We start from the raw sequence: 23,266 nt of genomic DNA on the forward strand, positions 1-23,266 counted from the left end.
CCGCGAGCCGGCCGCCGCGAGGCGCCACGCCGGTGGTCACCGGCCTGCCGGGGTCAGACGCGGGACTCGGAGTCCTCGAGGGTCGGGAGGGCGTCGACGCCCTTGCGCATGGCGTCGCCGAGCTGCGGCGCGACCGGCATCTCCTCGCCACGGTGCGGGTAGGCGACGTAGACAGCCACGGCGGCGGCGACGAGCACGCCGAGGGACATCATCAGGACGATCGCGAGCACGGGGTTCCTCCGAGGTGGGCCGGGCGGGTCTCCTCCACGGTGGCACACGACGCGTGACCCTCGTGCATCGGCGCCTGTCACCGGCGCGTCGGGGTGAGGACGCTCACCCCTCGGGGCGGAGAAGGGGTACGACGGCCGCGCGCACGACGTCGGGCATCGGGGTCACCGGCCGCTCGCCCGCGCCGCGGGAGTTGTCGACGTACACGTGGACGAAGCGTCCCTCTGCGGCCGCCTCGTCGGACGGGCCCTGGAACAGCCCGATCCGGTAGACGATCGAGCTCGTCCCCACCTTGTCGACGACGAGCCCCATCTCGATCGGGTCGGGGAAGCCGATCTCGCGGTAGTAGCGGCACCCGGTCTCGGCGACCACACCGATCTGCGGCAGCGCGCGCACGTCGACCCCGGTCGCCTCGTAGAGGTAGGCGTTGACGGCGGTGTCGAACAGCTCGTAGTAGGTGGCGTTGTTGAGGTGGCCGTAGGCGTCGTCGTCGCGCCAGCGCGTGGTGGCGGTGCGCCAGGCGACGTAGTCGGCCCGGGTGGGTACGTCCTGTGCCACTACGCCGACTCCGCATCACGGAGGCGCTGGCTGATGACGGCGGACACCCCGTCACCGCGCATCGTGACGCCGTAGAGCGCGTCGCCGACCTCCATGGTGCGCTTCTGGTGGGTGATGACGAGCAGCTGGGAGTTCTCGCGCAGCTCCTCGTAGATCTGGAGCAGGCGGCCGAGGTTGGTGTCGTCGAGCGCCGCCTCGACCTCGTCGAGGATGTAGAACGGCGACGGCCGGGCCTTGAAGAGCGCCACCAGGAACGCGACCGCGACGAGCGACCGCTCGCCACCGGACAGCAGCGAGAGCCGCTTGACCTTCTTGCCCGGCGGCCGGGCCTCGACCTCGACGCCGGTGGTGAGCATGTCGCCGGGGTCGGTGAGGACCAGCCGGCCCTCGCCCCCGGGGAAGAGGCGGGCGAAGGTCTGGTCGAAGGCCTTCTCCACGTCGGCGTAGGCCTCGGTGAAGACCTGCTCCACGCGGGTGTCGACCTCGCGGACGATGTCGAGGAGGTCCTTGCGGGTTCGCTTGAGGTCCTCGAGCTGCTCGGTGAGGAACTTGTGCCGCTCCTCCATCGCCGAGAACTCCTCCAGCGCGAGCGGGTTGACCCGGCCGAGCATCGACAGGGCGCGCTCGGCGGACCGCAGTCGCTTGACCTGCTCCTCGCGCACGAAGGCGGTGGGCTCCGGCGGCTCCTCCCCCTCGGGCACCTCGCCGGTGAACGGGATCGGCGTGGTCGGGCCGTAATCGGAGACCAGGCCGTCGGGATCGAGCCCGAGCTCCTCCAGCGCGCGTTCCTCCAGCTGCTCGATGCGCATCTTCTGCTGGGTGCGGGCCATCTCGTCGCGGTGCACCGAGCTGACGAGCTCGTCGTGCTCGCGACCGAGGTCGCGCAGCCGGGTGCGCACGGCCATGAGCTCCTGCTCGCTCCCCTGCCGGGACTCCTCCACCGCGGCGCGCTCGTCGGCTGCCAGCATGACCGAGCGCTCGAGCTGGTGGAGGACGACGCGGACGGCGGACGACACGGCCTCTGCCGCCCGACCCTCGCGGATCAGCCGCTCGCGGCGCTCGGCGGCGCGGGCGCGCGACTCGCGCTCGGCCTGCGCGGCACGCAGGAGGGAGTCGGCCCGGCCGTGCAGCGCGCGGGCCCGCTCCTCCGCGGTGCGCAGTGCGAGGCGGGCGTCCATCTCGGCCTGCCGGGCGTCGCGGGCCGCCGCGGCGAGCCGCTCGCGCTCGGCGGTGTCGGGCTCCTCGTCGGTGACGTCCTGGGCGGCGGCGAGGCGCGCCTCGAGGTCGACGAGACCGGCGAGGGCGGCCTCGCGGGCCTCCTGCGCGGTGGCGATGGCGCGCTCGAGCCGCTCGGCCTCGCCCTTGGCGGCGCGGGCCTGCGAGCCGTACTGCCCGAGCTCCTCGGCCACCGCGGCGAGGGTGGCGTCGGACTCGTGCAGCTTGGCCAGGGCGACGTCGACGCGCTTGAGGGCGTCGTGGCGGGCGGCCTCGAGGCGGGAGATCTCGAAGCCGAGGCGCTCGGCTGAGGCGGTGGCCTCGGCGAGCTTCTCGCCGGCCTCGTCGACGGCCGCCTGGATCTCGATCAGGCTCGGCTGGCTGGTCGAGCCGCCGGCGGCGAAGTGGGCGCCGAGCAGGTCGCCCTCGCGGGTCACGGCGACGACGTCGGGGAGCTGGGAGACGAGGCCCCGGGCGGTGGGGAGGTCGTCGACGACGGCGACCTGGTGCAGCAGCCGCGCCAGCGCGGGGCGTACGTCGTCGGGCGCCGACACGACGTCGACGGCGTACGTCGCACCGTCGGGGAGGGTGGGCCAGTCGCGGTCGGCGGCCGGCGCGCCGCCCAGCAGCATCCCGGCGCGTCCGAGGTCGTCGTGCTTGAGGTGGGCGATCGCCTCGACGGCCGCGCCTGCGTCGGAGACGACCACCGCGTCGGCGGCGGCGCCGAGGGCGGCGGCGACGGCCGTCTCGTAGCCGTGGTCGACGTCGAGGAGCGCTGCCACCGAGCCCAGCAGGCCACCGACCTCGTCGGTCGCGGCGAGAAGGGCCCCGGCGCCGTCCTTGCGGTTGAGCCCGATCTCCAGCGCGTCGCGACGGGCGACGAGGCCAGCGCGCTCGCGCTCGGCCTGCTGGGCGTCCTCGCGCGCCTTGGCGAGCTGCTCCTCGATCTCGTCGAGCGCGGCCACCGCGTCCTCGTGCTCGGAGTCGAGGCCCTCCTCGCCGGCGTCGAGGCCCGCGACCCGGGTCTCGAGCGCGGTGAAGTCGCGCTGCGCCCGATCGGCGCGCGTGACGGCGTCCTCACGGGCGTCGGTGAGCCGCTGGATCTCGGCGTCGGCCGCCTCCGAGCGGGACGTGAGCGCGTTGACCTGCCCGGTGAGCCGGGCGAGCCCCTCGCGCCGGTCGGCGGCAGCGCGCTGCAGACCGGCGACGCGCTTGTCCTCCTCGGCCGCGGCCTCCTCGGCCGCGCGCTTGGCGACCACGGCGGCGTCGAGGGACGCGCGCTGCTGCTCGACCTGCTCGGCGATCTCGGCCTCCTGGCGGCGCACCCGCTCGGCCTGCGCCTCCAGGTCGTCGGGGTCGCGGCCGGAGTCGACGGTGTCGCCCTCGGCTGCCCCTGCCGCGTTGCGGATGCGCTCGTCGGCCAGCGAGGCGGTGCCGCGCAACCGCTCCTTCAGGCCGGACAGGGCGAACCAGGTCTCCTGCGCCGCGGCCAGTCGGGGCAGGTCGTCGCGCAGGGCCGCCTCGAGGCGGGCCTCCTGCTCGCGGCCGGCGGTGATCGCGGCCTCCACCTCCTCGCGACGCTCGAGAAGCACCGACTCGTCGGCGAGCTCGGACTCGAGCGCCGTGCGCGCCGTGACCAGGTCGTCGGCGAGCAGGCGGGCGCGGGCGTCGCGCACGTCGGCCTGCACGGTCTGCGCCTGGCGGGCGACCTCGGCCTGGCGCCCCAGCGGCTTGAGCTGCCGACGGATCTCCGACAGCAGGTCGGCGAGGCGGGTGAGGTTGCCGTCGGTCGCGTCGAGCTTGCGGAGCGCCTTCTCCTTGCGCTTGCGGTGCTTGAGGACGCCGGCGGCCTCCTCGATGAAGCCGCGGCGGTCCTCCGGGGTGGCGTGCAGGATCGAGTCGAGCTGGCCCTGGCCGACGATCACGTGCATCTCACGGCCGATGCCGGAGTCGCTGAGCAGCTCCTGCACGTCGAGCAGCCGGCAGCCCTGTCCGTTGATGGCGTACTCCGAGCCGCCGTTGCGGAACATCGTGCGGCTGATGGTGACCTCGGCGTAGTCGATCGGCAGCGCACCGTCGGAGTTGTCGATGGTCAGCTGCACCTCGGCGCGCCCCAGCGGCGGACGGCCGGACGTGCCGGCGAAGATGACGTCCTCCATCTTGCCGCCGCGCAGGCTCTTGGCGCCCTGCTCGCCCATGACCCAGGCCAGCGCGTCGACCACGTTGGACTTGCCCGACCCGTTGGGGCCGACGATGCAGGTGATGCCCGGCTCGAGCTGCATCGTCGTCGAGGACGCGAAGGACTTGAACCCCTTGAGGGTCAGGCTCTTCAGGTACAACGCGGGCTCCTCACCGGTCGAGAGACGGCCACTGACAACTGGGGAAGCTCAGCGCGGCTCACCCTACGACACCGGTCGCTGCCGGAGGCCGTTGCACGCGGCGTGGCACCACGCCATGCTGGGGCGATGCGGAGCCCGCTGATCGTCCTGGCCGTCCTCGCCGTGCTGCTCGCGCCCTCCCCGGTCGTCGCCGCGCCGGCACCGCCCGAGCCGCTGACGCGCCAGCAGCTGCTGACGCTCGAGGACTACGTCGTCGTCTACCCCGACGTGCGCAACCCGTCGCGCGGCGTCCACCGCTCGCCCGTCTTCGCCCCGCGCGGCTGTGACGACCAGGGTGTCGCGGTGCGCGGCAGCAGCCGGATCCAGGGTGGTCTGTCGGTCACGAGCAGGCGCCGGTCGGTGTCGCTGATCGACCAGAACCTCGTCCGCTTCGACTCCGTGCGTCAGGCCCGCGACCTCGTGAAGCGCTACCGCGACTTCAGCAAGCGGTGCGTGGGTGACGTGGACACCGACGACGGCGAGGGCGGCGACGTGCTCCTGAAGAACCGGGCGTGGTTCCCGCCGGTCGTCGGCGACGAGTCCGCCGGGATGCTGATCGGCTGGTTCTCGCGGGGCGCGGTCGACTGGCGCCGCGTGCTGGTGGTGCGCACCGGCCGCACCGTGTCGGTGCTCGACGTGAGCTTCACCGACGTACGTCCCCCGCAGCGCGGTGTGCTCGCCCTGGGCCGGCTCGCGGTCGACCGCGTGCGCTGACCGGGCTCAGAGCTCGCGCCTCATCTGCTGGGCCGTGACCGCGTAGCCGGACGCCTCGTAGAGCCGGATCGCGGCGGTGTTGTCGCCGAACACGTTGAGCGCCATCGACGTGGCGCCGAGGTCGCGGGCGGCGGCGTGCAGGGCGTCGAGCAGCTCGCGGCCCAGGCCGCGTCCGCGGTGGTCGGCGTCGAGGCTGATGTCGTAGATCCAGGCCGAGACACCCGAGGCACGCTGCCGCAGCTCGATCCACCCCATGCCGACAGCCTGGTCGTCCACCACCGCGGTCCACAGGTGCATGTCCGTGCTCGCGAGGCCGTCGGGGAGCAGCTGGGCGAACTCCCCCGCCGACTGCGCCATGGCGGCCTCGAGGTCGAGGTCGCGCGACTTCGCGATGTCCGCGGCGTAGTCCCGCACCGACTGGGCGCGCCAGGCGTCGTACTCCTCCTGCATCATCGGACGCAACGACAGGTCAGGCACGGTCGAGGACGTCCTCCAGCGCCGCCAGCACGAGGAGCACGGCGTCGGGGCGGGCGTTGCGGCCCATGAGGCCGATGCGCCACACGCTGGTGGCGTGCTCCCCCGCGCCTGCGCCGATCTCGATGCCGTGGCGCTCGAGCAGCTCCTTGCGCACGCCGGCGGAGTCCACGCCGTCGGGCACCCGGACCGTGGTGAGCTCCGGCAGACGGCTCCCCTCGGCGGCGAAGAGCTCGAGGCCCATCTCCTGCAGGCCCGCCTGCAGCGTGTCGCCCGCCTCCTGGTGGCGCGCCCACACGGCGTCGAGGCCCTCGTCGAGGATCCGGGTCAGGCCGCCGTGGAGGCTGGCGACCATCGCGGTGGGCGCGGTGTGGTGGTAGGTGCGCTGCCCGCCCTTGACGCCCGCCTCGCCGACGTAGCCGCCGAGCATGCCGAGGTCGAGGTACCACGAGCGCGGCTTCTCGACGCGGCGCTCGAAGGCACGGTCGTTGATGGTGAACGGCGCCAGGCCGGGCGCGACGCCCAGGCACTTCTGCGTGCCGGCGTAGCCGATGTCGACACCCCAGTCGTCGGCGCGCAGCTCGATGCCGCCGATCGAGGTGACCGCGTCGGTGAGGAGCAGGGCGTCGCCCTTGCCGGCTCCGAGCGCGGCGATGTCGGAGCGGACGCCGGTCGACGTCTCGGCGTGGACGGCAGCGATGATGGCGGGCGACGGGTGCGCGGACAGGACGCGGTCGACATCGACCGGCTGGCCCCAGTCGTGCTCGACCGCGACGACCTCGGCGCCGCAGCGGGCGGCGACGTCGGTCATCCGCTGGCCGAAGAGTCCGTTGACCGCGACCACGACGACGTCGCCGGGGTGGACGGTGTTGACGAACGCCGCCTCCATGCCTGCCGAGCCCGTGGCACTGAGCGGCAGCGTGCGCGCGTTGTCGGTGCCCCAGACCGTGCGGAGCATGTCGCAGGTCTCGTCCATGATCCGGAGGAACTCCGGGTCGAGGTGCCCGAGCAGCGGCTCGGCCAGGGCACGGGTGGCCTCCGGGTAGGGGTTGGAGGGGCCCGGACCGAAGAGGTGGCGCTCGCGGATCATGAAGCCGACCGTAGACCCACCCCGGCAGCCGATGGGCTTCACAGGACGGCCCCGGGGTTGAGGATGCCGGCCGGGTCGAGTGCGTCCTTGATCCGTCTCGACAGCGCCATCACGTCCTCTCCGAGCTGGTCGGGCAGCGCCGACTTCTTGGTGCGACCCACGCCGTGCTCCCCGGTGATGGTGCCGCCGAGGCGGATGGCGGCCTGGAGGATGTCCTCGAAGGCAGCGCGCGCCCGGCGCTCGGAGTCCGCGTCGGCGGCGTCGTAGACGATGATCGGGTGGGTGTTGCCGTCGCCGGCGTGGGCGACGGTCGGGATCTCGACGTCGTGCCGCGCGGCGATCTCGGTCACCGCGGCCAGCAGGTCCGGGAGCAGCGGCACCGCCGCCCCGACGTCCTCGAGCAGCAGGCTGCCGCGGGCCTCGACCGCCGGGAACGCCATGCGCCGGGCCTCGACGAACATCTCGCCCTCGGCCGGGTCGTCGGTGAGGACGACCTCGGTCGCCCCGGCCGCGACGCAGGCCGCCTCCACGGCCGCGATCTCGGCGACGCGGGCATCGCCCGGGGCGTCGGACTGCACGACCAGCAGTGCCCCCGCCGTCCGGTCGAGACCACGCGGTGAGAAGTCCTCGACGGCGTTGATCGTGGCCCGGTCCATCAGCTCCATCATCGAGGGCCGCAGCGTACGGCGTACGGCGACGACGGCCTCGGCCGCAGCCACCACCGAGGCGAACGACGCCACGAGCGTCGCGGGCGGGAGGGGCAGTGGGACCAGGCGAAGGATCGCCCGTGTGACGATGCCGAGCGTGCCCTCCGACCCCACGAAGAGCTTGAGCAGCGAGAGACCGGCGACGTCCTTGATCCGCTTGCCGCCGAGGGTGATGAGCGTGCCGTCTGCGAGGACCACGTCGAGGCCGAGGACGTAGTCGGTGGTGACGCCGTACTTCACGCAGCACAGGCCACCGGCGTTGGTGGCGACGTTGCCGCCGATCGAGCAGATCTCGTACGACGACGGGTCAGGCGGGTACCAGAGGCCGTGCTCACGCGAAGCGGCCTTCACCTCGGCGTTGAAGGCACCCGGCTCGACGAGGGCGACCTGGCAGTCGGTGTCGATCTCGATCGCCCGCATCCGCTCGAGGCTGAGCACGATGCCGCCGTCGACGGCGCTGGCACCTCCCGACAGGCCCGACCCGGCACCGCGCGGCACGACCGGCACGCCGTGCGCGGCCGCCCACCGCACCGCGACCTGCACCTGGACGGCGTCCTCGGCGCGCACGACCGCGACCGGGGTGCCGGCACCGGTGTCGCGCGACCAGTCGTGGCGGTAGGTGTCGACGGTGGCCGGGTCGGTCGCCACGACACCTTCCGGCAGGGACTCCACGAGCTCGGCGAGGGCATCCACGCGCCCATCGTGGCACGCCGTGCGGGGACCGGGACCCCGACGACCTAGGGTCGGCAGGCATGAGAGCCGCACGCCGCGCCCGGATCGTGGGCGACGCCGACCTCGGGCAGGGACGGTGCCTGGAGATCGGCCCGCTGGCCAACCCGGTCGTCAGCCCGGACGTCGCCGACGTGCGCTACGTCGACGTCGTCGACCGGGCGGGCCTGGTCGCCCACTACGACGGCAACCCGGCCGTCGACCCCGACGCGATCCCCGAGCAGCACTTCTGGCTCACCCGGCCCGACGGCACCGTGTCCACGCTCGCGGAGGCGGTCGCCGAGGACGCGCCCTTCCAGCACGTCGTGGCCAGCCACGTCATCGAGCACGTGCCCGACATGCTCGGCTGGCTGCGCGACGTCGCGCAGGTGCTGACCTGGGACGGCGCGCTGCTCCTGGCGATCCCGGACCGCCGCTACTGCTTCGACGTGCACCGCGCCCCCACGACCGTCGGCCAGGTGGTCCAGGCCCACCTCGACGGCGACCGCACACCGTCGGTGCGCGCGGTGCTCGACCACTTCATGCGGGCCGTCGACCACCCGGCCGAGCAGGCGTGGGCCGGCGTGCCGCCCCCGACGCAGGGCCTGCACCCGATCGACGACGTCCGCCGCCACCTCGCCCGGCAGCAGGCCGGTGAGTACGTCGACTGCCACGTCTGGCCGCTGACGCCGCGAGGCTTCGCCGACCTGATGGACGACCTGCTCGCCCTCGGCCAGGTGGACTTCGCCGTCGAGCGGCTCACCGCCACGCGGGTGGGCGAGCAGGAGTTCTACGCCACCCTGCGACGTCTCGACCGCAGGCGCGAGCCGGCGGTGGCCGCCGAGGAGGCACGGGCAGCGCTCGCCGGGGTGCGCGCCGAGCTGCCCGACGAGGCACCGGTCGCGAGCGAGGACGACGTGGTGCCCGCGCACCAGCTGGCCGACGTGGAGCGGCGGCTGGCGGAGACGCGCGAGCGGCTCGCCCGGGTGCGGGCCGCACGCGACCGCGCGCGACGCCAGCGCGACCGCGCGGTGCAGGCAGCACAGGCCGCGCCCGCCGACCGGACCGGGCCGCTCGCTCGGCTCGAGCGGCGCCTGCGCCGCCCCTGACCTCGGGTCAGGCCGCGGCGGTCGCGGCCTCGTCGGCGTGGGCGATCTGCGCGAGCGAGCGCCACACCAGCGCGAGCGTGATGCCCGAGCCCACGAAGGCGAACCACCACGGCGCGGTCAGCCCCCACTCCCGGGCGATGAGGCCCCCGAGCAGCCCACCCAGGAGCATGCCGCCCATCACGCAGACCATGTAGACCGAGCCGACGCGCCCCTGGAGCTCGCTGGGCACGGCGCGCTGGCGCACCGCCTGCGACAGCGTGCCCCACACGAAGGCGTACGCGCCGAAGCAGAACATCAGGGGGTACGCCGCCCACGGCGAGGTCGTGAGCGCCATGGCGAGGTGGAACAGCACCTCGGCCAGCAGCACCGCGCGCATCAGCGTGGCCAGGGGCACGAGCCGCTCGAGGCGGCCGTAGGAGAACGTCCCGAGCAGGCCGCCGAGCGCGGCCGCCGTGGTGAGCAGGCCGAACCCGGCCTCCTCGATCCCGACGCGCTCGAGGGCCCACAGGACGAGCACCGACCAGGGAGCCGCCCAGGTGACGTTGAAGACCACGATGATCACGGCCAGCGTGCGCACGGGCGGGTTGCCCATCAGCCAGCGCAGCCCGTCGACGATGTCCTGCCGGACGTGGGTGTCGACGTCGCCGCGCACGGCGCCCGGCGGCGTACCGATCCGGGACACGAGCACCACCCCTGCTGCGATGCAGACGACGGTGAGGACGAACGGCCACACCATGCCGACCGAGAAGAGCAGGGCGCCGACCGCCGGTCCGACGAGCTGGTTGCCGGTGATCATGCCCGCCATGAGCCGCGAGTTGGCGATGCCGAGGTCGCGCTTCTCGACCAGCATCGGCGTGAGCGTGCCCGCGGTGGCGTCGACAAAGGTCTCGGCGGTGCCGAGCGCGAGCATCGCCGCGATGACCAGCGCGATGTTGACCTGACCGGTGGCGATGACGACGCACAGCCCGGCCAGCACGAGCCCGCGCACCGCGTTGGCGGTCATGATCACCAGGCGCCGGTCCAGCCGGTCGGCGAGCGCCCCGGCGACCAGTCCGATCAGCAGCCACGGCACCTGCAGCGCGATCATGGCCGCCGCGACCAGCAGCGGGTCGCGGGTCTGGGAGGCGACGAGCAGCGGACCCGCCGCGATGAGCACGCCGTCGCCGAGGTTGGTCACCCATGACGACCCGACGAGCCATCGGAACCCGGTGCCGAGCCGGTGGGGGAAGACGGTCTCGACGAGGCGGCTCACAAGCACGTGAGCCTACGTGCGCGGCCGTCTCGCCGCACCGCGACATCCGGGTGCGGGTCAGGCGGGGCAGGTCAGGCGGGTTGGAGGTCCTCGACCAGCAGCTCCGCCTCACGCGCGGCGGTCGCGAGCCGGTCGTTCTCGGCCTGCAGGCGCAGCACGAGCGCCTCCAGGTCGTCGACGCGTCGGCGGAGCCGGCTGTTCTCGACGGCGAGGACGGACGTGGTCCGTACGTCGCTGTTCACATGACCCAACAGCGCCTTGGCCATGGGGAGCCTTTCGAGGGGACGGGGCGACCGACGATCCGGCCGTCTACCAGAGTCCCACTGCGGCGGGCCGGGGTCAATCCGCTCGGCGCACCGGCCGGGCCCGCGGCGGCCGCTGGCAGCGCGGGCAGAAGAACGACGACCGGTTCATGAACGCCACCCGGCGGATCGGTGTGCCGCAGCGCCGGCACGGCTCCCCCTCCTGGCCGTAGGCGTCGAGCGACCGGTCGAAGTAGCCGGACTCGCCGTTGACGTTGACGTAGAGGGCGTCGAACGACGTGCCGCCCTGGGCGAGGGCCTCCCCCATCACGTCGCGGACGTGGCCGAGCAGCTCGCGCAGCACGGGTCCGGTGAGCCGGTCGCCCGGTCGCTCACCGTGCAGGCGCGCGCGCCACAACGCCTCGTCCGCGTAGATGTTGCCGACCCCGGAGACGAGGCCTTGGTCGAGCAGGAGCCGCTTGACGGCGGACGTACGTCGTCGCGCGCGGCGCACGAACTCGTCGTCGTCGAACGCCGGGTCGATCGGGTCCCGCGCGATGTGCACGATCTCCGTCGGCAGGTCCGCGCCCCCCGCCGAGACGACGAGGCCGCCGAACATGCGCTGGTCGACGAAGCGCATCTCGAGGGGACGTCCCTCGGCGGTGCGCAGGCCGAACCGGACCCGCAGGTGGCGCTCGTCGGGCGCACCGGGCTCGTGGAGGAGCATCTGCCCGCTCATCCCGAGGTGGCCCAGCAGTGCATCGCCGTTGGCGAACGCCAGCCAGAAGTACTTGCCGCGGCGGCGGACCGCCTCGACGCGCTGCCCGTCGAGGGCTGCGACGAAGCCGGTCGACCCGCGGTGGTCGCGGCGGACGGGCCGGGCATGGAGCACCTCGACGGCCTCGATGGTGGCGCCGACGACGTGGCGCTCGAGGCCGGCGCGGACGACCTCGACCTCGGGGAGCTCGGGCACGGCTCAGGCGTCGGAGGCGGTGACGACCGGTGCGGTCTCCGGTGCAGGCCGGCCGTCGACGTGGGCGGCAGCCTTGATCTCGCGGTAGGCGGTCTCGGCGGCGCCCTGCTCGGCCTCCTTCTTGGAGCGGCCGGTGCCGTTGCCGAGGACCTGCTCGCCGACGCGCACGCGCGCGACGAAGGTCTTCATGTGGTCGGGGCCGTCGTCCTCGATGAGGTACTCCGGCACGCCGAGCCCGAGGTCGGCGGAGAGCTCCTGGAGGGAGGTCTTCCAGTCGAGGCCGGCACCCATCGACGCCGCGGCCTCCATCACCGGGTCGAAGAGCAGGTGGACGACCTTGGCGGCCTCGTCGATGCCGCCGCTCAGGTGGATCGCGCCGATGACCGCCTCGACGGTGTCGGACAGGATCGAGGCCTTGTCGCGACCGCCGGTGGTCTCCTCGCCGCGACCCAGCTTGATGTGCTGGCCGAGACCGATCTGCCGGGCGACGTCGGCCAGCGCTCGCGCGTTGACGACCGCGGCCCGCAGCTTGGCCAGCCGGCCCTCGCTGAAGTCGGGGTGCGCGCGGTAGAGCGTCTCGGTGACCACGACCCCGAGCACGGAGTCCCCGAGGAACTCCAGGCGCTCGTTGGTCGGGATCTGCCCGTTCTCGTAGGCGAACGAGCGGTGGGTCAGGGCACGCTGCAGCAGCTCGGGATCCAGGACCGGATCACCGAGCGCTGCGCGGAGCTCGTCGGTGGTCAGAGGACCTGGCGACGGTCGGCCTTGGCGCCGTACTGGCCGCACTGGCCGCACGCACGGTGCGGGAGGTGCTTGGAGCCGCAGGCGGGGTTGGCGCACGTCACGAGGGTCGGCGCGACGGCCTTCCACTGCGAACGGCGGTGGCGCGTGTTGCTGCGCGACATCTTCCGCTTCGGAACAGCCATGGTGTGTCTCCTGGTTACGTGTGGCTTGCTTGCTTCTCCGCCGGGGATTTCCGGTGGAGTCAGTCTCGGGTGTCCTGCTGGATCTGCTGGAGCCCCGCCCAGCGCGGGTCGATCGGCGCGTCGTGCGCGTGGTCCGGGTCGTCCGCGAGTCGCGCACCGCACTCGGTGCACAATCCCGGGCAATCGTCCATGCACAGCGGCTGGAACGGTAGTGCGAGCACCACCGCGTCCCGCAGCAGGGGCTCGAGGTCGAGCAGGTCGTCCTCGAGCTGGCTGGTCTCGTCGTCGAGGTCACGGTCGTCGTTCTCCGTGGCCCTGTCGTGCTGGTCGGGGTAGACGTAGAGCTCCTGGAGCGTCACGTGGACCTCGTCCTCGATCGGTTCCAGGCACCGTACGCACTCCCCCTCGAGCGCGGCCGTGGCCGTGCCCGTGAGCAGCACGCCCTCCATGACCGCCTCCAGCCGCAGGTCGAGCTCGACCGGCGATCCTTCGGGGACAGCGAGGACTTCGATGCCAAGTCGTGCTGGCGCCGGAACGGAGAGCTCGAGCTCACGCTGGGACCCCGGGCGGCGGCCGAGCTCGCGAGTATCGAGCACGAGCGGCGCCCTCGGGTCCAGGCTGTTCACGTCGAGCTCCCACATCTGGACACCAACACAACCTCGGAATCGTATCCGCCGCCCCACCGACGGGGCAAAACGAGTGGCGGGTGGGGTCTCCCCCAGGGTGTCACGACGTGCGCTCGGCCAGCCGTGCCACGAGCTGCTCGCGGACCGGCTCGGGGACCAGGCCGCGTACGTCGCCGCCGAGCGCGGCGACCTCCCTGATCAGGCTGGAGGAGACGAACGCGTTGCCGACCGCGCCGGGGAGGAAGACGGTCTCGACCGCGGTGAGGTGGGCGTTCATCTGCGCCATCGGCAGCTCGTACTCGTAGTCACCCGCCCCACGGAGGCCCTTCACGATCGCCACCGCCTCGAGCTCGCGGCAGAAGTCGACGATGAGGCCGTCGAACCCGGCGACCCGCACGTTGGCGATCCCCGCGGTGGTCTCGCGCAGCATCGCGATGCGCTCGTCGGGGGTGAACAGCCTGTTCTTGCTCATGTTGACGCCGACGGCGACGACCACCTCGTCGAAGAGCGACGCGGCTCGGGTGACGATGTCGAGGTGGCCGTTGGTCACCGGGTCGAAGGACCCGGGGCAGACAGCGCGACGCACGGGCGTCCTTCCATTGAGTGGAGGCTCTGGTCCCGTCTCGGGATCAGGGGGCCGGGGTGGCGTGACCGTACCAAAGCGCGGTCTCGCCGTAGCGCTTCGTGCGCTCCTCCACGGTGCCGGGCGGCCAGGTGAGGATGGTGCGCTTCGCCGCTCGCTCGACCACGACGAGCGCGCCGGGGACGAGCCAGCCGTGGGCGACCAGCGCGACCAGGTCGGCGTCGACGTCCGCGTCGGACATCGGGTAGGGCGGGTCGGAGAAGACGATGTCGTAGGGCGCGGCGGGCGGCGAGGACAGGAACGTGGCCACCGAGGCCGCCACCACCCGGGCCTTGGAGAAGCCGAGGGTGGCTGCGTTGCGGGTGATGAGCGCGGCCGTGCGCCGGTCGTGCTCGACCATCGTCACCACCCCCGCACCGCGCGACCACGCCTCGAGGCCGACCGCGCCCGATCCGGCGTAGAGGTCGAGGAAGCGCAGCCCGTCGAGCGAGCCGGTGCGCGACTCGATGGCTGAGAAGAGCGCCTCGCGCACACGGTCGCTCGTGGGACGGGTCGTCTGTCCGCGCGGCGTCTCCAGCCGCCGGCCCCCCGCCGATCCCCCGATGATCCGAGTCATGTCCCCGTGCTGTGCCCTTCTCCGTCCAGCTCTTGTCCCAGCACTCGTCTCAGCCCTTGTCCAGGTAGGCCGACGCCGCTGAACGCTCCACCTCGGCGACGGCGTCGGCCAGGTCGGGCGCCCCTGCGAGCGCAGGATCCTCGGAGAGTAGCGCCTCTGCGGCGTTTCGGGCGCGGACGATCGTCTTCTCGTCGCGCAATACCCGAAGTGTGACGAGGCCGGACCTGAACCCCGACTGATGGGCGCCGAGCACGTCACCCTCGCGACGCTGCTCGAGGTCGACGCGGCTCAGCTCGAAGCCGTCGGTGGTCGACGCGACGGCGTCGAGGCGGTCGCGGGCGGGAGTGCCGAGTTCGGCGTGGGAGACCAGCAGGCACAGCCCGGGCAGGCCGCCCCGGCCGACGCGACCGCGCAGCTGGTGCAGCTGCGAGACACCGAACCGGTCGGCGTCGAGGAGCACCATCGCCGTGGCGTTGTGGACGTCGACCCCGACCTCGATGACCGTGGTGGAGACCAGCACGTCGATGTCGCCGGCCGCGAAGGCCCGCATCGTGCGGTCCTTGTCGTCGGGCGTCATGCGTCCGTGCAGGACAGCCGTGCGGAGCCCGGCCAGCGGGCCCGACGCGAGCTCGGCGTGGACGTCCTCGACCGCGGCGAGCGGGCGTCGGGGCGTGATGTCGGCGCCGTCCTCGTCGAAGTCGAGCTGGTCGGTCTCGCCCTCCTCGCCGGCGTCGCCGGAGATGCGGGGGCACACGACGTAGGTCTGGTGCCCGCGCTCGACCTCCTCGCGCACCCGCTGCCAGACCCGGTCGATCCACGAGGGCTGGTCGGCGAGGGGCACGACGTTGGTCTGGATCGGCGCGCGGCCGGCCGGGAGCTCCGCGAGGACGGACGTCTCGAGGTCGCCGAAGACGGTCATCGCGACCGTGCGCGGGATCGGGGTGGCCGTCATGACGAGCACGTGGGGCGGCGTGCCGGCCTTGTCGGTGAGCGCCGCACGCTGCTCGACGCCGAAGCGGTGCTGCTCGTCGACGACGACCAGGCCGAGGTCGGCGAACTCCACCCTGTCCTCGAGGAGGGCGTGGGTGCCGATCACGATGCCGGCCTCGCCGGTGACGATGCGCAGCATCGCCTCCTGCCGGGCCGCCTTGCCCATCGACCCGGTGAGCAGCACGACCTGGGTGGCGTCGGCGTCACCGCCGAGCATGCCTCCCTGCGCGAGGTCGCCGAGCATCGCGGAGATCGACCGGTGGTGCTGCTGGGCGAGCACCTCGGTGGGGGCGAGGAGCGCGGCCTGCCCCCCGGCATCGACCACCTGCAGCATCGCGCGGAGCGCGACCAGCGTCTTGCCCGACCCGACCTCGCCCTGCAGGAGCCGGTTCATCGGGTGGTCGCGGCCCAGCTCCTCGGCGACCAGGTCGCCGATCTCGCGCTGGCCACCGGTGAGCTCGAACGGCAACCGCGCGTCGAAGGCGTCCAGCAGCCCGTCGTCACGGCGGGCGCGGGCCTGCGCGCCCTGGGCGCGGTGGGCCGCCCGGCGCCGGGCGAGGACGAGCTGGAGCACGAGCGCCTCCTCGAAGCGGAACCGCTTCTGGGCGGCGCCGACCTGCTTCCAGTCGTCAGGGGCGTGGATCCAGCGCAGCGCCTGCATCACGTCGAGGACCCCGAACCGCTCACGCAGCTCGGGGGTGAGCAGGTCGGGAACCCCGGTGACGAGGTCGAGCGCGGCTGTGACGACCTTCTGCAGGTCCCACGAGTAGAGCTTGGCGGTGAGGGGGTAGATCGGGAGGAGCTTGCTCAGCGAGACCGCCTCGTCGCCGTCGAGGGTGAAGCCGTGGGGCTGCTCGAGCTGCCAGCTGCCGCGGAACTGCTTCGCCTTGCCGGTGAAGATCGCCCGGCTGCCGGGGCGGAACTGCGCCTCGTGGCGGTCGGCCTGGTTGGCGTAGGGGCTGAACAGCGTGACGGAGAAGTCGGGACCGTCCGTGCGCAGGCGCACCGTCGTACGGAACTGGCGGCGGTTGCCGCTGAAGAAGGACGCGCTCTCGCAGGACCGGACCTCGCCGACGATCGTCAGCTGCTCACCCACGACCGGTGTGGCGACCTCCGACAGCTCGGTGGCGGCGACGTAGCGGCGCGGGAAGTGGCGCAGCAGGTCGCCGACCGTCTCGAGCCCGAGGCCCTCCTCGGCCAGCTTGCGCTTCTTGTGGCTGTTGCCGAACACCGCGCCGATCGGGCTGTCCGGGGTGATCGCGACCATGCGGTGATCCTGCCCGTCACTCGACGCTGACGAGCAGCGGGTAGCGCGGCTGGCCGCCGTCGTGGACCGCGACGTCGACGGTCGGGTGCCGCTGCTCCACCCGCGCCGCGACCCGGTCGGCGAGCTCGACCCCGCCCTCGCCGGAGACGATCGTGACCAGCTCGCCGCCGCCCGCGAGCAGCCGCTCGAGCACCTCGTCGGCCACCGTCTCGAGGTCGGTGCCCACGACCGCGAAGTCGCCGGCGATCACGCCGAGCGCGTCGCCCGGCTCGCACGGGCCGGCCATCGTGATCGCCCGGCGGGCGGCGACGGTGACCGCGCCGTGGCGGACGTGGCGGGCCGTCGCCGTCATCTCCCGGACGTCGGCGTCGAAGGTGCGGCCGGGTTCGTGCACCGAGATGGCGGCCAGTCCCTGCACCTGAGCCTGGGTCGGGATGACCTCGACCACGACGTCGTGCTCCGCCTCGGCCGTGCGGGCCGCGATCTCGGCGGCTCGCACGGTGTCGCCGTCGTTGGGCAGCAGCACGATCTCGGCGGCGCCGCACGACTCGATGGCCTCGAGGAGCTGGCCGGTGGAGGGGCGCCGCCCCGGCCCTCCGCTGACCACGACCGCGCCCGCCGACTCGAACAGCGCGGTCAGTCCAGGGCCCGCGGCGACCGCCACGACCTGGCGCCCGGTGCGGGTCGAGACCCGCTGCCGCCCGGCGGCGACCTGGTCGGCGAAGTGGGTGACGCGGATGCGGTGCGGGCGCCCGGCACCGATCCCCGCCTCGATGGCGGCACCGACGTCGTCGACGTGCACGTGGACGTTCCACAGGCCGTCGCCACCGACCACGACGAGGCTGTCGCCGAGCCCGGCGAGGGTGGCGCGCAGCTCGGCGACGTGCTGGTCGTCCGCGTCGAGGAGGTACATCACCTCGTAGCCCGGGCCGTCCTCGGTGAGGTCGTCGCCGGCGAGGGCGGTCGCCACCGGGATGTGGTGGGTGCCGATCGGCGCCGACCACGGCGTGGGCCGCCGCCCGGTCGCGGTGGTCTCCACGGCGTCGAGGACGACGCACAGCCCCCGACCGCCCGCGTCGACGACCCCGGCGTGGGCCAGCACGTCGAGCTGCTCGGGGGTGCGGGCGAGGGCGTCGCGGGCGGCGGCTGCCGCGGCGGTGAAGACGTCACGCGTGCGCGCTCCCCGGCCGGCCGCCTCGAGCGCGGCGTCGGAGGCGGCGCGCGACACGGTCAGCATCGTGCCCTCGACCGGCGCGCCCACGGCGGCGTAGCTGGCCTCGGTGGCCTCGGCCATCGCCGCGGCGATCGTCTCGGCCGGCTTGTCGGCGATCGCCGCGCCCGCGAGGTGGTGCACGTAGGCACGCAGCATCTGACTGAGGATCACACCGGAGTTGCCGCGGGCGCCCATGAGCGCGGCGCGGGCGAGCACCGCCATGCCGTCACCGAGGGAGAGGTCCGGGTCGCTCCCCCGGGCCTCGCGCAGCGCGTCGCGGGCGGCCGAGACCGTGAGGAACATGTTGGTGCCGGTGTCACCGTCGGGCACCGGGTAGACGTTGAGCGCGTCGATCTCCTCGCGGGCCGAGGACAGGGCGTCGGTCGCGATCTCGACGAACCGCGCGACGCCGTCCAGCGTGATGCCGTGGGTGACGTGCTCCATCGCGTCGGTCTGCTCCCGGTGTCTGCTGGATGTGGTGGTGCGGCTGCCTCGTCGTACGATGTGGTGCGCGCCACAGGGTAGTGCCCGGCACCCACGGCCCCTGCGATTTCATCTCGCCGCCAGTCCTCGGCTACTCTTGCGCGGTTGCCTGCTGCCGCTTCTGGTGGTGCGGGCCTCCAAGACATCAACCTCGAACGGATCGGAGTGCACGGTGGCTGCCGTCTGCGACATCTGCGCCAAGAAGCCGGGCTTCGGAAACAACCGTCCCTGGTCGCGCAAGATCACCAAGCGTCGTTTCAACCCCAACATCCAGCGCGTCCGGGCGACCGTGAACGGCACGCCCAAGCGCCTCAACGTCTGCACCGGCTGCCTCAAGGCCGGCAAGGTCTCGCGCTGACCTGACGTCTTCTTCGCCGAAGCCCCCGTCGCTGATGCGGCGGGGGCTTCGTCGTGCTTCCGAGATCTTTTCCGGGGCCCGCCCCTTCGGGGACTCCCCGCTCATGCAGGGAGTCCGTCACTTCGAGGGGGTTGTGCACCCCCCGAGGTGTCGGACTCCCCCGCCAGGTCGATGAGCTGCCCGCCGCTGCGCCTCCCGGAACTCGTCGCCGCCCGGCGTCAGAAGTGGGTCCAGCCGGTCGAGCCGTCGTAGGGCGCACCGTCGACGGTGACGCCCTCGCCCTCGGTCACCTCGCCGACGACCTGCCAGCCGGCCGGGACGGAGGCCGCGTCGGGGAAGGTCGCCAGCAGCGAGTGGTCGTCACCGCCGCCGAGGATGAACTGGAGCGGGTCGGCGCCGAGCGCCGCGCCGACCGCCTGGAGCGGCTCGGGGATCTCGAAGGCGCCGGCGCGTACGTCGATGGCGACGCCGCTGGCCTCCGCGAGGTGGCCGGCCTCGGCGAGGAGGCCGTCGGAGATGTCGATCAGGGCCGTCGCACCCGCCTCGGCCGCCACCTTGCCCGCGCCGTACGGCGGCTCCGGTCGGCGGTAGGCCTCGACGAGCACCCGCGGGGAGCGGAAGCCGCGGCCGAGGACCGCGAGGCCGCCTGCGGCCCACCCCTGGCGGCCCGTGAGCGCGAGCACGTCGCCCGGCTGGGCGCCGGAGCGCAGGACGGGCGCCTGGGTGCACTGGCCGAGCACGGTGACGGCGATCATCACCTGGTCAGCGCGGGTGACGTCGCCGCCGACGACGGTGGCGCCGACGCTCGCGCACTCCTCGGCGAAGCCGCGGGCGAAGTCCAGTGCCCAGGCGACCGGGAGGTCGGCGGGAGCGGCGAGGCCGATCGTGAGGTGTCGCGCGGTGCCGCCCATGGCGTTGACGTCGGAGAGGTTCTGCGCCGCCGCCCGGTGGCCGACGTCGTCGGCGCCGGCCCAGTCGCGGCGGAAGTGCCGGCCCTCGACCATCAGGTCGGTGGAGACCACGACGTGGCCGTGCTTGATGCGCAGCACGGCGGCGTCGTCCCCTGGCCCGACGAGCACGTGCTCGTCCCCCTCGAAGATCTCCACGAGCTCGGAGATCAGGCCGAACTCGCCTGCCTCGCCGAGGGTTGCGTCCGCTGCCAGTGCCATGGACCCATCCCACCAGACGAGGGCCGTGACCACTGTCACCCATCCCCTGTCGGGGCCGGCGCGCGGCGCGGTAGGTTGGCCCGGTCACACCCGCTGAAGAGACCGAGGAGTCCACGATGGTCGTCCAGGCCTACATCCTGATCCAGACCGACGTCGGCAAGGCCGCCGAGGTGGCCAAGGCCATCGCCCAGGTCAACGGCGTCACGCTCGCCGAGGACGTCACCGGTCCCTACGACGTGATCGTCCGTGCCGAGGCCAAGAACGTCGACGAGCTGGGCAAGCTCGTCGTCTCCAAGGTGCAGAACCTCGACGGCATCACCCGCACGCTCACCTGCCCGGTCGTCCACATCTGAGCCGTCCGGCCCACGTGCACCTGCGTCGACGCCTCGGTCCGTCCTCGGGCCGGGGCGTCGTCGCGTCCGGGGCCGCCCTCGCGGCGCTCGCCCTGGCGGGGTGCAGCAGCACCCCGACCATCGACTCCGGCGACCTCTCCGGCTCCGACCTGGCCGCGTGCGAGTCCCTGGTCGCCGACCTCCCCGACACGCTCGCCGGCCAGGAGCGGCGCGAGGTCGAACCGGCCGACGCGCTGGGGGCAGCCTGGGGCGATCCGGCGTACGTCCTCACCTGCGGGGTCCCCGAGCCCGACGACTACGAGCCGACCGCCGAGTGCAACGTCATCGACGGCGTCGGGTGGTACGTCCCCGACGACCAGCTCTCCGACCTGTCGGTGGACGCCACCCCGATCGCCCTGAGCCTGAGGCCCTATGTCGAGGTCTCGGTGCCGGCGGACTACCGCACCGAGGGCATCGACCGGGCGCTGGCCGAGCTCGCGCCCGCGCTCGAGGAGCACCTCGGCAAGGGGCTCTCCTGCCTCTGACGCTGACGAGCCTCAGCGCAGGCCGGTGTCGCGACGCAGCGCGAGCTGGACGAGCCGGTCGACGAGGTCGGGGTACGACATGCCGGCGGCGGCCCACATCTGCGGGTACATGGAGGTCGGGGTGAAGCCCGGCATCGTGTTGAGCTCGTTGATGACCAGCGAGCCGTCGGGCATCACGAAGAAGTCGACGCGCGCGAGGCCCTCGCACGACAGCGCCTCGAAGGCACGCACGGCCATCGCCCGCAGCTGCTGCTCGGTCTCGGCGGGCAGGTCGGCGGGGATGTCGATCTCGGTGTGCTGGTCGGCGAGGTACTTGGCCTCGAAGTCGTAGAACTCGTGGTCGCCGCCGGTGCGCACCTCGCCGGGCCGCGAGGTCTCCGGCGGACCCTCGAGCGTGCCGAGCACGCCGCACTCGACCTCGCGCCCGCCCTCCATCGACTGCTCGACGAGCACCTTGGGGTCGTGGCGGAACGCCTCCTCGAGCGCCTCGTCGATCTCCGAGGCGTCGTGGACCTTGCTGATGCCCATGCTCGACCCGGCGCGGGCGGGCTTGGCGAAGGACGGGAAGCCGAGCTCCTCGACCCGGGCGCGTACGCCGACCGCGTCCTGCTCGTGCTCCGTGCGGGTGACGACGATGCCGGGGGTGACGGGGAGCCCGGCGGCCTGCAGGACGACCTTCATGTAGGCCTTGTCCATGCCGATCGCGGAGGCGAGCACCCCGGAGCCGACGTAGCGCACGCCGGCCATCTCGAGCATCCCCTGCAGGGTGCCGTCCTCGCCCCACGGGCCGTGGAGCAGCGGGAAGACCACGTCGATTTCGCCGATCACGGAGGGGACGCTGGCCGGTTCTGCCACGACGAGGTCAGTGCCGGTGGCGGCGCCCATCAGCGCCACCGGTGACCGGCCGGCGTCGACCTGAGGCAGGTCGTTGCCGCGGATCGCGAGGCGGGTGGGCTCGTCGCTCTCGAGCACCCACCGCCCGTCGGGGGCGATCCCGACCGGCACGACGTCGTACGCCTCCCGGTCGATCGCGGCCAGCACGCTGCCCGCGGTCACGCACGAGATGCCGTGCTCGGAGGAGCGACCGCCGAAGACGACGGCGACGCGCGGCTTGCGGCTGGTGGGGTCGACGGTCTTGTCAGGGGAGGTGTGGTTCATCGCCTCGACCCTATCCACCTACGCTGGCGCGCATGGCTCCAGACTCACCGCTCAGGCCCGGCACGATCGCCGTCACGGCCGGTCGGCCCGACAGGGTCCCCGATGCCCCGCTCAACACCCCGATCACGATGGCGGCGACCTACGTCGCCGGCGGCGAGGTGGAGTACGGCCGCTACGGCAACCCGACCTGGACGGCGCTGGAGGACGCGCTCGGCGCGCTCGAGGGCGGTCGCTGCCTGACCTTCGCCTCGGGGTTGGCCGCGGTCGCGACCGTGCTCGACCTGGTGGGCACGGAGGGCAAGGTCGTCGTGCCCCGGCACGGCTACACCGGCACGATCATGCAGCTCGCCGACCTCGAGTCGCGCGGTCGGCTGACTGCCGAGATGGTCGACATCACCGACACCGACGCGGTCGTCGCGGCCTGCGACGGCGCCGCGCTCGTGTGGCTGGAGTCGCCGACCAACCCGGCCCTCGAGGTCGCCGACATCCCCACCATCACCAAGGCCGCGCACGAGGCGGGCGCCTACGTCGTCGTCGACAACACCTTCGCCACGCCCCTGCTCCAGCGGCCGCTGGAGGACGACGTCGACCTCGTCGTGCACTCCGCGACCAAGTACCTCGCCGGCCACTCCGACGTGCAGATGGGCGCGATCATCACCCGCGACGACGAGCTCTGGGCCGTGCTCAAGGGGCGTCGCGACCTCGTCGGGGCGATCCCCGGACCGTTCGAGGCCTGGCTGACGCTGCGCGGGCTGCGCACCCTGCACCTGCGGGTCGAGCGCGCGCAGGCCAACGCCCAGGAGCTCGTACGCCGACTCGGCGAGCACCCCGCGCTGTCGGAGGTGCGCTACCCGGGGTTCGGCGCGATCGTCAGCATCGTCCTCGCGCAGGGCGAGATGGCCGCCGACCTGCTCAGCCGCAAGACGCGGCTGTGGATCCACGCCACCTCGCTCGGCGGCGTCGAGTCGAGCCTCGAGCGTCGTCGTCGCTGGAAGGCCGAGGCCGCCACCATCCCCGACGGCCTCGTCCGGCTCTCCGTCGGCATCGAGGACGTCGAGGACCTCTGGGACGACCTGCGCACCGCGCTCGACGGGTGTGTCGGCTGATCGTCTCCGCTGGCCCCGGCCGCCGGGCGCGTCGCGCGCAACGTAGGCAGTTCGCGGCCGCAGCCTCGGCGTTCGAGCGTGACGAGGCGGATCAGTGATGCGAACTGCCTACGTTGGGCGGCTCCAGCTCGCCGACCATGCGACGGCCGCACGCGCCCCGGGGCGTCCGCTGGAGCCCATGACGTTGCGCGAGGGGCCGTCGGATTTCGACGCGCTCGTGCGACTTCGTTCCTCAGTCGCGTCGCT

General features: G+C 73.1%; 24 protein-coding genes. 6 read left to right on the forward strand and 18 right to left on the reverse strand.

Annotated features, from left to right (window positions below):
- Positions 1-53: 53 nt before the first annotated feature.
- From HOO61_RS19685 to smc, 3 genes are all read right to left on the reverse strand, one after another.
- Complete coding sequence (locus tag HOO61_RS19685; RefSeq protein ID WP_172259152.1) at positions 54-230, reverse strand: hypothetical protein; 177 nt, start codon at positions 228-230, stop codon at positions 54-56.
- 103 nt (positions 231-333) lie between these two features.
- Positions 334-786: a thioesterase family protein gene (locus tag HOO61_RS19690; protein ID WP_172259151.1), complete on the reverse strand. Its 453-nt coding sequence runs from the start codon at positions 784-786 to the stop codon at positions 334-336.
- Positions 786-4,340 (reverse strand): chromosome segregation protein SMC, encoded by a 3,555-nt coding sequence (smc, locus tag HOO61_RS19695; RefSeq protein WP_172259150.1) that lies wholly within the window; start codon positions 4,338-4,340, stop codon positions 786-788. Before smc ends, HOO61_RS19690 begins: the two co-directional genes overlap by 1 nt.
- 126 nt (positions 4,341-4,466) lie before the next feature.
- Here smc and HOO61_RS19700 point away from each other — a divergent pair, with 126 nt between their 5' ends.
- Positions 4,467-5,093 (forward strand): hypothetical protein, encoded by a 627-nt coding sequence (locus HOO61_RS19700; RefSeq protein ID WP_172259149.1) that lies wholly within the window; start codon positions 4,467-4,469, stop codon positions 5,091-5,093.
- 6 nt (positions 5,094-5,099) lie between these two features.
- Here the strand turns inward: HOO61_RS19700 and HOO61_RS19705 are convergent, their stop codons facing one another.
- The 3 genes from HOO61_RS19705 to HOO61_RS19715 are packed head-to-tail and all read right to left on the reverse strand — an operon-like array spanning position 5,100 to position 8,057.
- A complete protein-coding gene (locus HOO61_RS19705; RefSeq protein WP_172259148.1) occupies positions 5,100-5,570 on the reverse strand; it encodes a GNAT family N-acetyltransferase in 471 nt (156 codons plus the stop codon).
- On the reverse strand, positions 5,563-6,657 hold the full coding sequence (locus HOO61_RS19710; protein WP_172259147.1) for an alanine--glyoxylate aminotransferase family protein: 1,095 nt from the start codon (positions 6,655-6,657) through the stop codon (positions 5,563-5,565). The genes HOO61_RS19705 and HOO61_RS19710 overlap by 8 nt, the downstream gene beginning before the upstream one ends.
- 38 nt (positions 6,658-6,695) lie before the next feature.
- Entirely contained in the window at positions 6,696-8,057 is a 1,362-nt protein-coding gene (locus tag HOO61_RS19715) for an FAD-linked oxidase C-terminal domain-containing protein (protein ID WP_172259146.1), read from the reverse strand.
- A gap of 59 nt (positions 8,058-8,116) precedes the next feature.
- On the opposite strand from HOO61_RS19715, the gene HOO61_RS19720 reads away from it, so the two are divergent.
- Entirely contained in the window at positions 8,117-9,181 is a 1,065-nt protein-coding gene (locus tag HOO61_RS19720) for a bifunctional 2-polyprenyl-6-hydroxyphenol methylase/3-demethylubiquinol 3-O-methyltransferase UbiG (protein WP_172259145.1), read from the forward strand.
- 7 nt (positions 9,182-9,188) lie between these two features.
- Here HOO61_RS19720 and HOO61_RS19725 read toward each other — a convergent pair whose 3' ends face one another.
- The 10 genes from HOO61_RS19725 to HOO61_RS19770 form a co-directional block, all read right to left on the reverse strand.
- A complete protein-coding gene (locus tag HOO61_RS19725; protein WP_172259144.1) occupies positions 9,189-10,433 on the reverse strand; it encodes an MFS transporter in 1,245 nt (414 codons plus the stop codon).
- A 71-nt stretch (positions 10,434-10,504) separates the two neighbouring features.
- Positions 10,505-10,699, reverse strand: coding sequence for a hypothetical protein (locus HOO61_RS19730; protein WP_172259143.1), 195 nt, complete (start codon positions 10,697-10,699; stop codon positions 10,505-10,507).
- A gap of 73 nt (positions 10,700-10,772) precedes the next feature.
- A complete protein-coding gene (gene mutM, locus HOO61_RS19735; protein WP_172259142.1) occupies positions 10,773-11,648 on the reverse strand; it encodes a bifunctional DNA-formamidopyrimidine glycosylase/DNA-(apurinic or apyrimidinic site) lyase in 876 nt (291 codons plus the stop codon).
- Positions 11,649-11,651: 3 nt separating this feature from the next.
- Positions 11,652-12,392, reverse strand: coding sequence for a ribonuclease III (rnc, locus tag HOO61_RS19740; protein ID WP_216658948.1), 741 nt, complete (start codon positions 12,390-12,392; stop codon positions 11,652-11,654).
- On the reverse strand, positions 12,389-12,574 hold the full coding sequence (gene rpmF, locus HOO61_RS19745) for a 50S ribosomal protein L32 (RefSeq protein ID WP_129454709.1): 186 nt from the start codon (positions 12,572-12,574) through the stop codon (positions 12,389-12,391). The genes rnc and rpmF overlap by 4 nt, the downstream gene beginning before the upstream one ends.
- 59 nt (positions 12,575-12,633) lie before the next feature.
- Positions 12,634-13,200 (reverse strand): DUF177 domain-containing protein, encoded by a 567-nt coding sequence (locus HOO61_RS19750; protein ID WP_367650151.1) that lies wholly within the window; start codon positions 13,198-13,200, stop codon positions 12,634-12,636.
- A 100-nt stretch (positions 13,201-13,300) separates the two neighbouring features.
- A complete protein-coding gene (gene coaD / locus HOO61_RS19755; protein WP_172259139.1) occupies positions 13,301-13,786 on the reverse strand; it encodes a pantetheine-phosphate adenylyltransferase in 486 nt (161 codons plus the stop codon).
- Positions 13,787-13,829: 43 nt separating this feature from the next.
- A complete protein-coding gene (gene rsmD / locus HOO61_RS19760; RefSeq protein ID WP_172259138.1) occupies positions 13,830-14,399 on the reverse strand; it encodes a 16S rRNA (guanine(966)-N(2))-methyltransferase RsmD in 570 nt (189 codons plus the stop codon).
- A 49-nt stretch (positions 14,400-14,448) separates the two neighbouring features.
- Positions 14,449-16,656, reverse strand: a complete 2,208-nt coding sequence (locus HOO61_RS19765) for an ATP-dependent DNA helicase RecG (protein WP_172259137.1) — start codon at positions 16,654-16,656, stop codon at positions 14,449-14,451.
- Between the two features lie 16 nt (positions 16,657-16,672).
- A complete protein-coding gene (locus tag HOO61_RS19770) occupies positions 16,673-18,313 on the reverse strand; it encodes a DAK2 domain-containing protein (protein WP_172259136.1) in 1,641 nt (546 codons plus the stop codon).
- A gap of 211 nt (positions 18,314-18,524) precedes the next feature.
- On the opposite strand from HOO61_RS19770, the gene rpmB reads away from it, so the two are divergent.
- Positions 18,525-18,710 carry a 50S ribosomal protein L28 gene (rpmB, locus tag HOO61_RS19775; protein WP_056602600.1) on the forward strand — a complete coding sequence of 62 codons (186 nt, stop codon included), beginning with the start codon at positions 18,525-18,527 and terminating at the stop codon, positions 18,708-18,710.
- A 218-nt stretch (positions 18,711-18,928) separates the two neighbouring features.
- Here the strand turns inward: rpmB and HOO61_RS19780 are convergent, their stop codons facing one another.
- Positions 18,929-19,879, reverse strand: a complete 951-nt coding sequence (locus HOO61_RS19780; RefSeq protein WP_172259135.1) for a thiamine-phosphate kinase — start codon at positions 19,877-19,879, stop codon at positions 18,929-18,931.
- A 116-nt stretch (positions 19,880-19,995) separates the two neighbouring features.
- Between HOO61_RS19780 and HOO61_RS19785 the strand changes: the two genes are divergently transcribed.
- Together HOO61_RS19785 and HOO61_RS19790 are read left to right on the forward strand one after the other, a co-directional pair.
- Positions 19,996-20,232, forward strand: a complete 237-nt coding sequence (locus tag HOO61_RS19785) for an Lrp/AsnC family transcriptional regulator (protein WP_135840790.1) — start codon at positions 19,996-19,998, stop codon at positions 20,230-20,232.
- A 14-nt stretch (positions 20,233-20,246) separates the two neighbouring features.
- Positions 20,247-20,756 carry a DUF3515 domain-containing protein gene (locus tag HOO61_RS19790; protein WP_216658892.1) on the forward strand — a complete coding sequence of 170 codons (510 nt, stop codon included), beginning with the start codon at positions 20,247-20,249 and terminating at the stop codon, positions 20,754-20,756.
- 12 nt (positions 20,757-20,768) lie between these two features.
- Here HOO61_RS19790 and HOO61_RS19795 read toward each other — a convergent pair whose 3' ends face one another.
- Positions 20,769-21,914, reverse strand: coding sequence for a D-alanine--D-alanine ligase family protein (locus tag HOO61_RS19795; RefSeq protein ID WP_172259134.1), 1,146 nt, complete (start codon positions 21,912-21,914; stop codon positions 20,769-20,771).
- A 32-nt stretch (positions 21,915-21,946) separates the two neighbouring features.
- On the opposite strand from HOO61_RS19795, the gene HOO61_RS19800 reads away from it, so the two are divergent.
- Positions 21,947-23,020 carry a PLP-dependent aspartate aminotransferase family protein gene (locus tag HOO61_RS19800; RefSeq protein WP_172259133.1) on the forward strand — a complete coding sequence of 358 codons (1,074 nt, stop codon included), beginning with the start codon at positions 21,947-21,949 and terminating at the stop codon, positions 23,018-23,020.
- The last annotated feature ends 246 nt before the right edge of the window (positions 23,021-23,266 follow it).

Origin of the sequence: Nocardioides sp. zg-1230 (assembly GCF_013155335.1) — a bacterium.
GTDB lineage: Bacteria > Actinomycetota > Actinomycetes > Propionibacteriales > Nocardioidaceae > Nocardioides.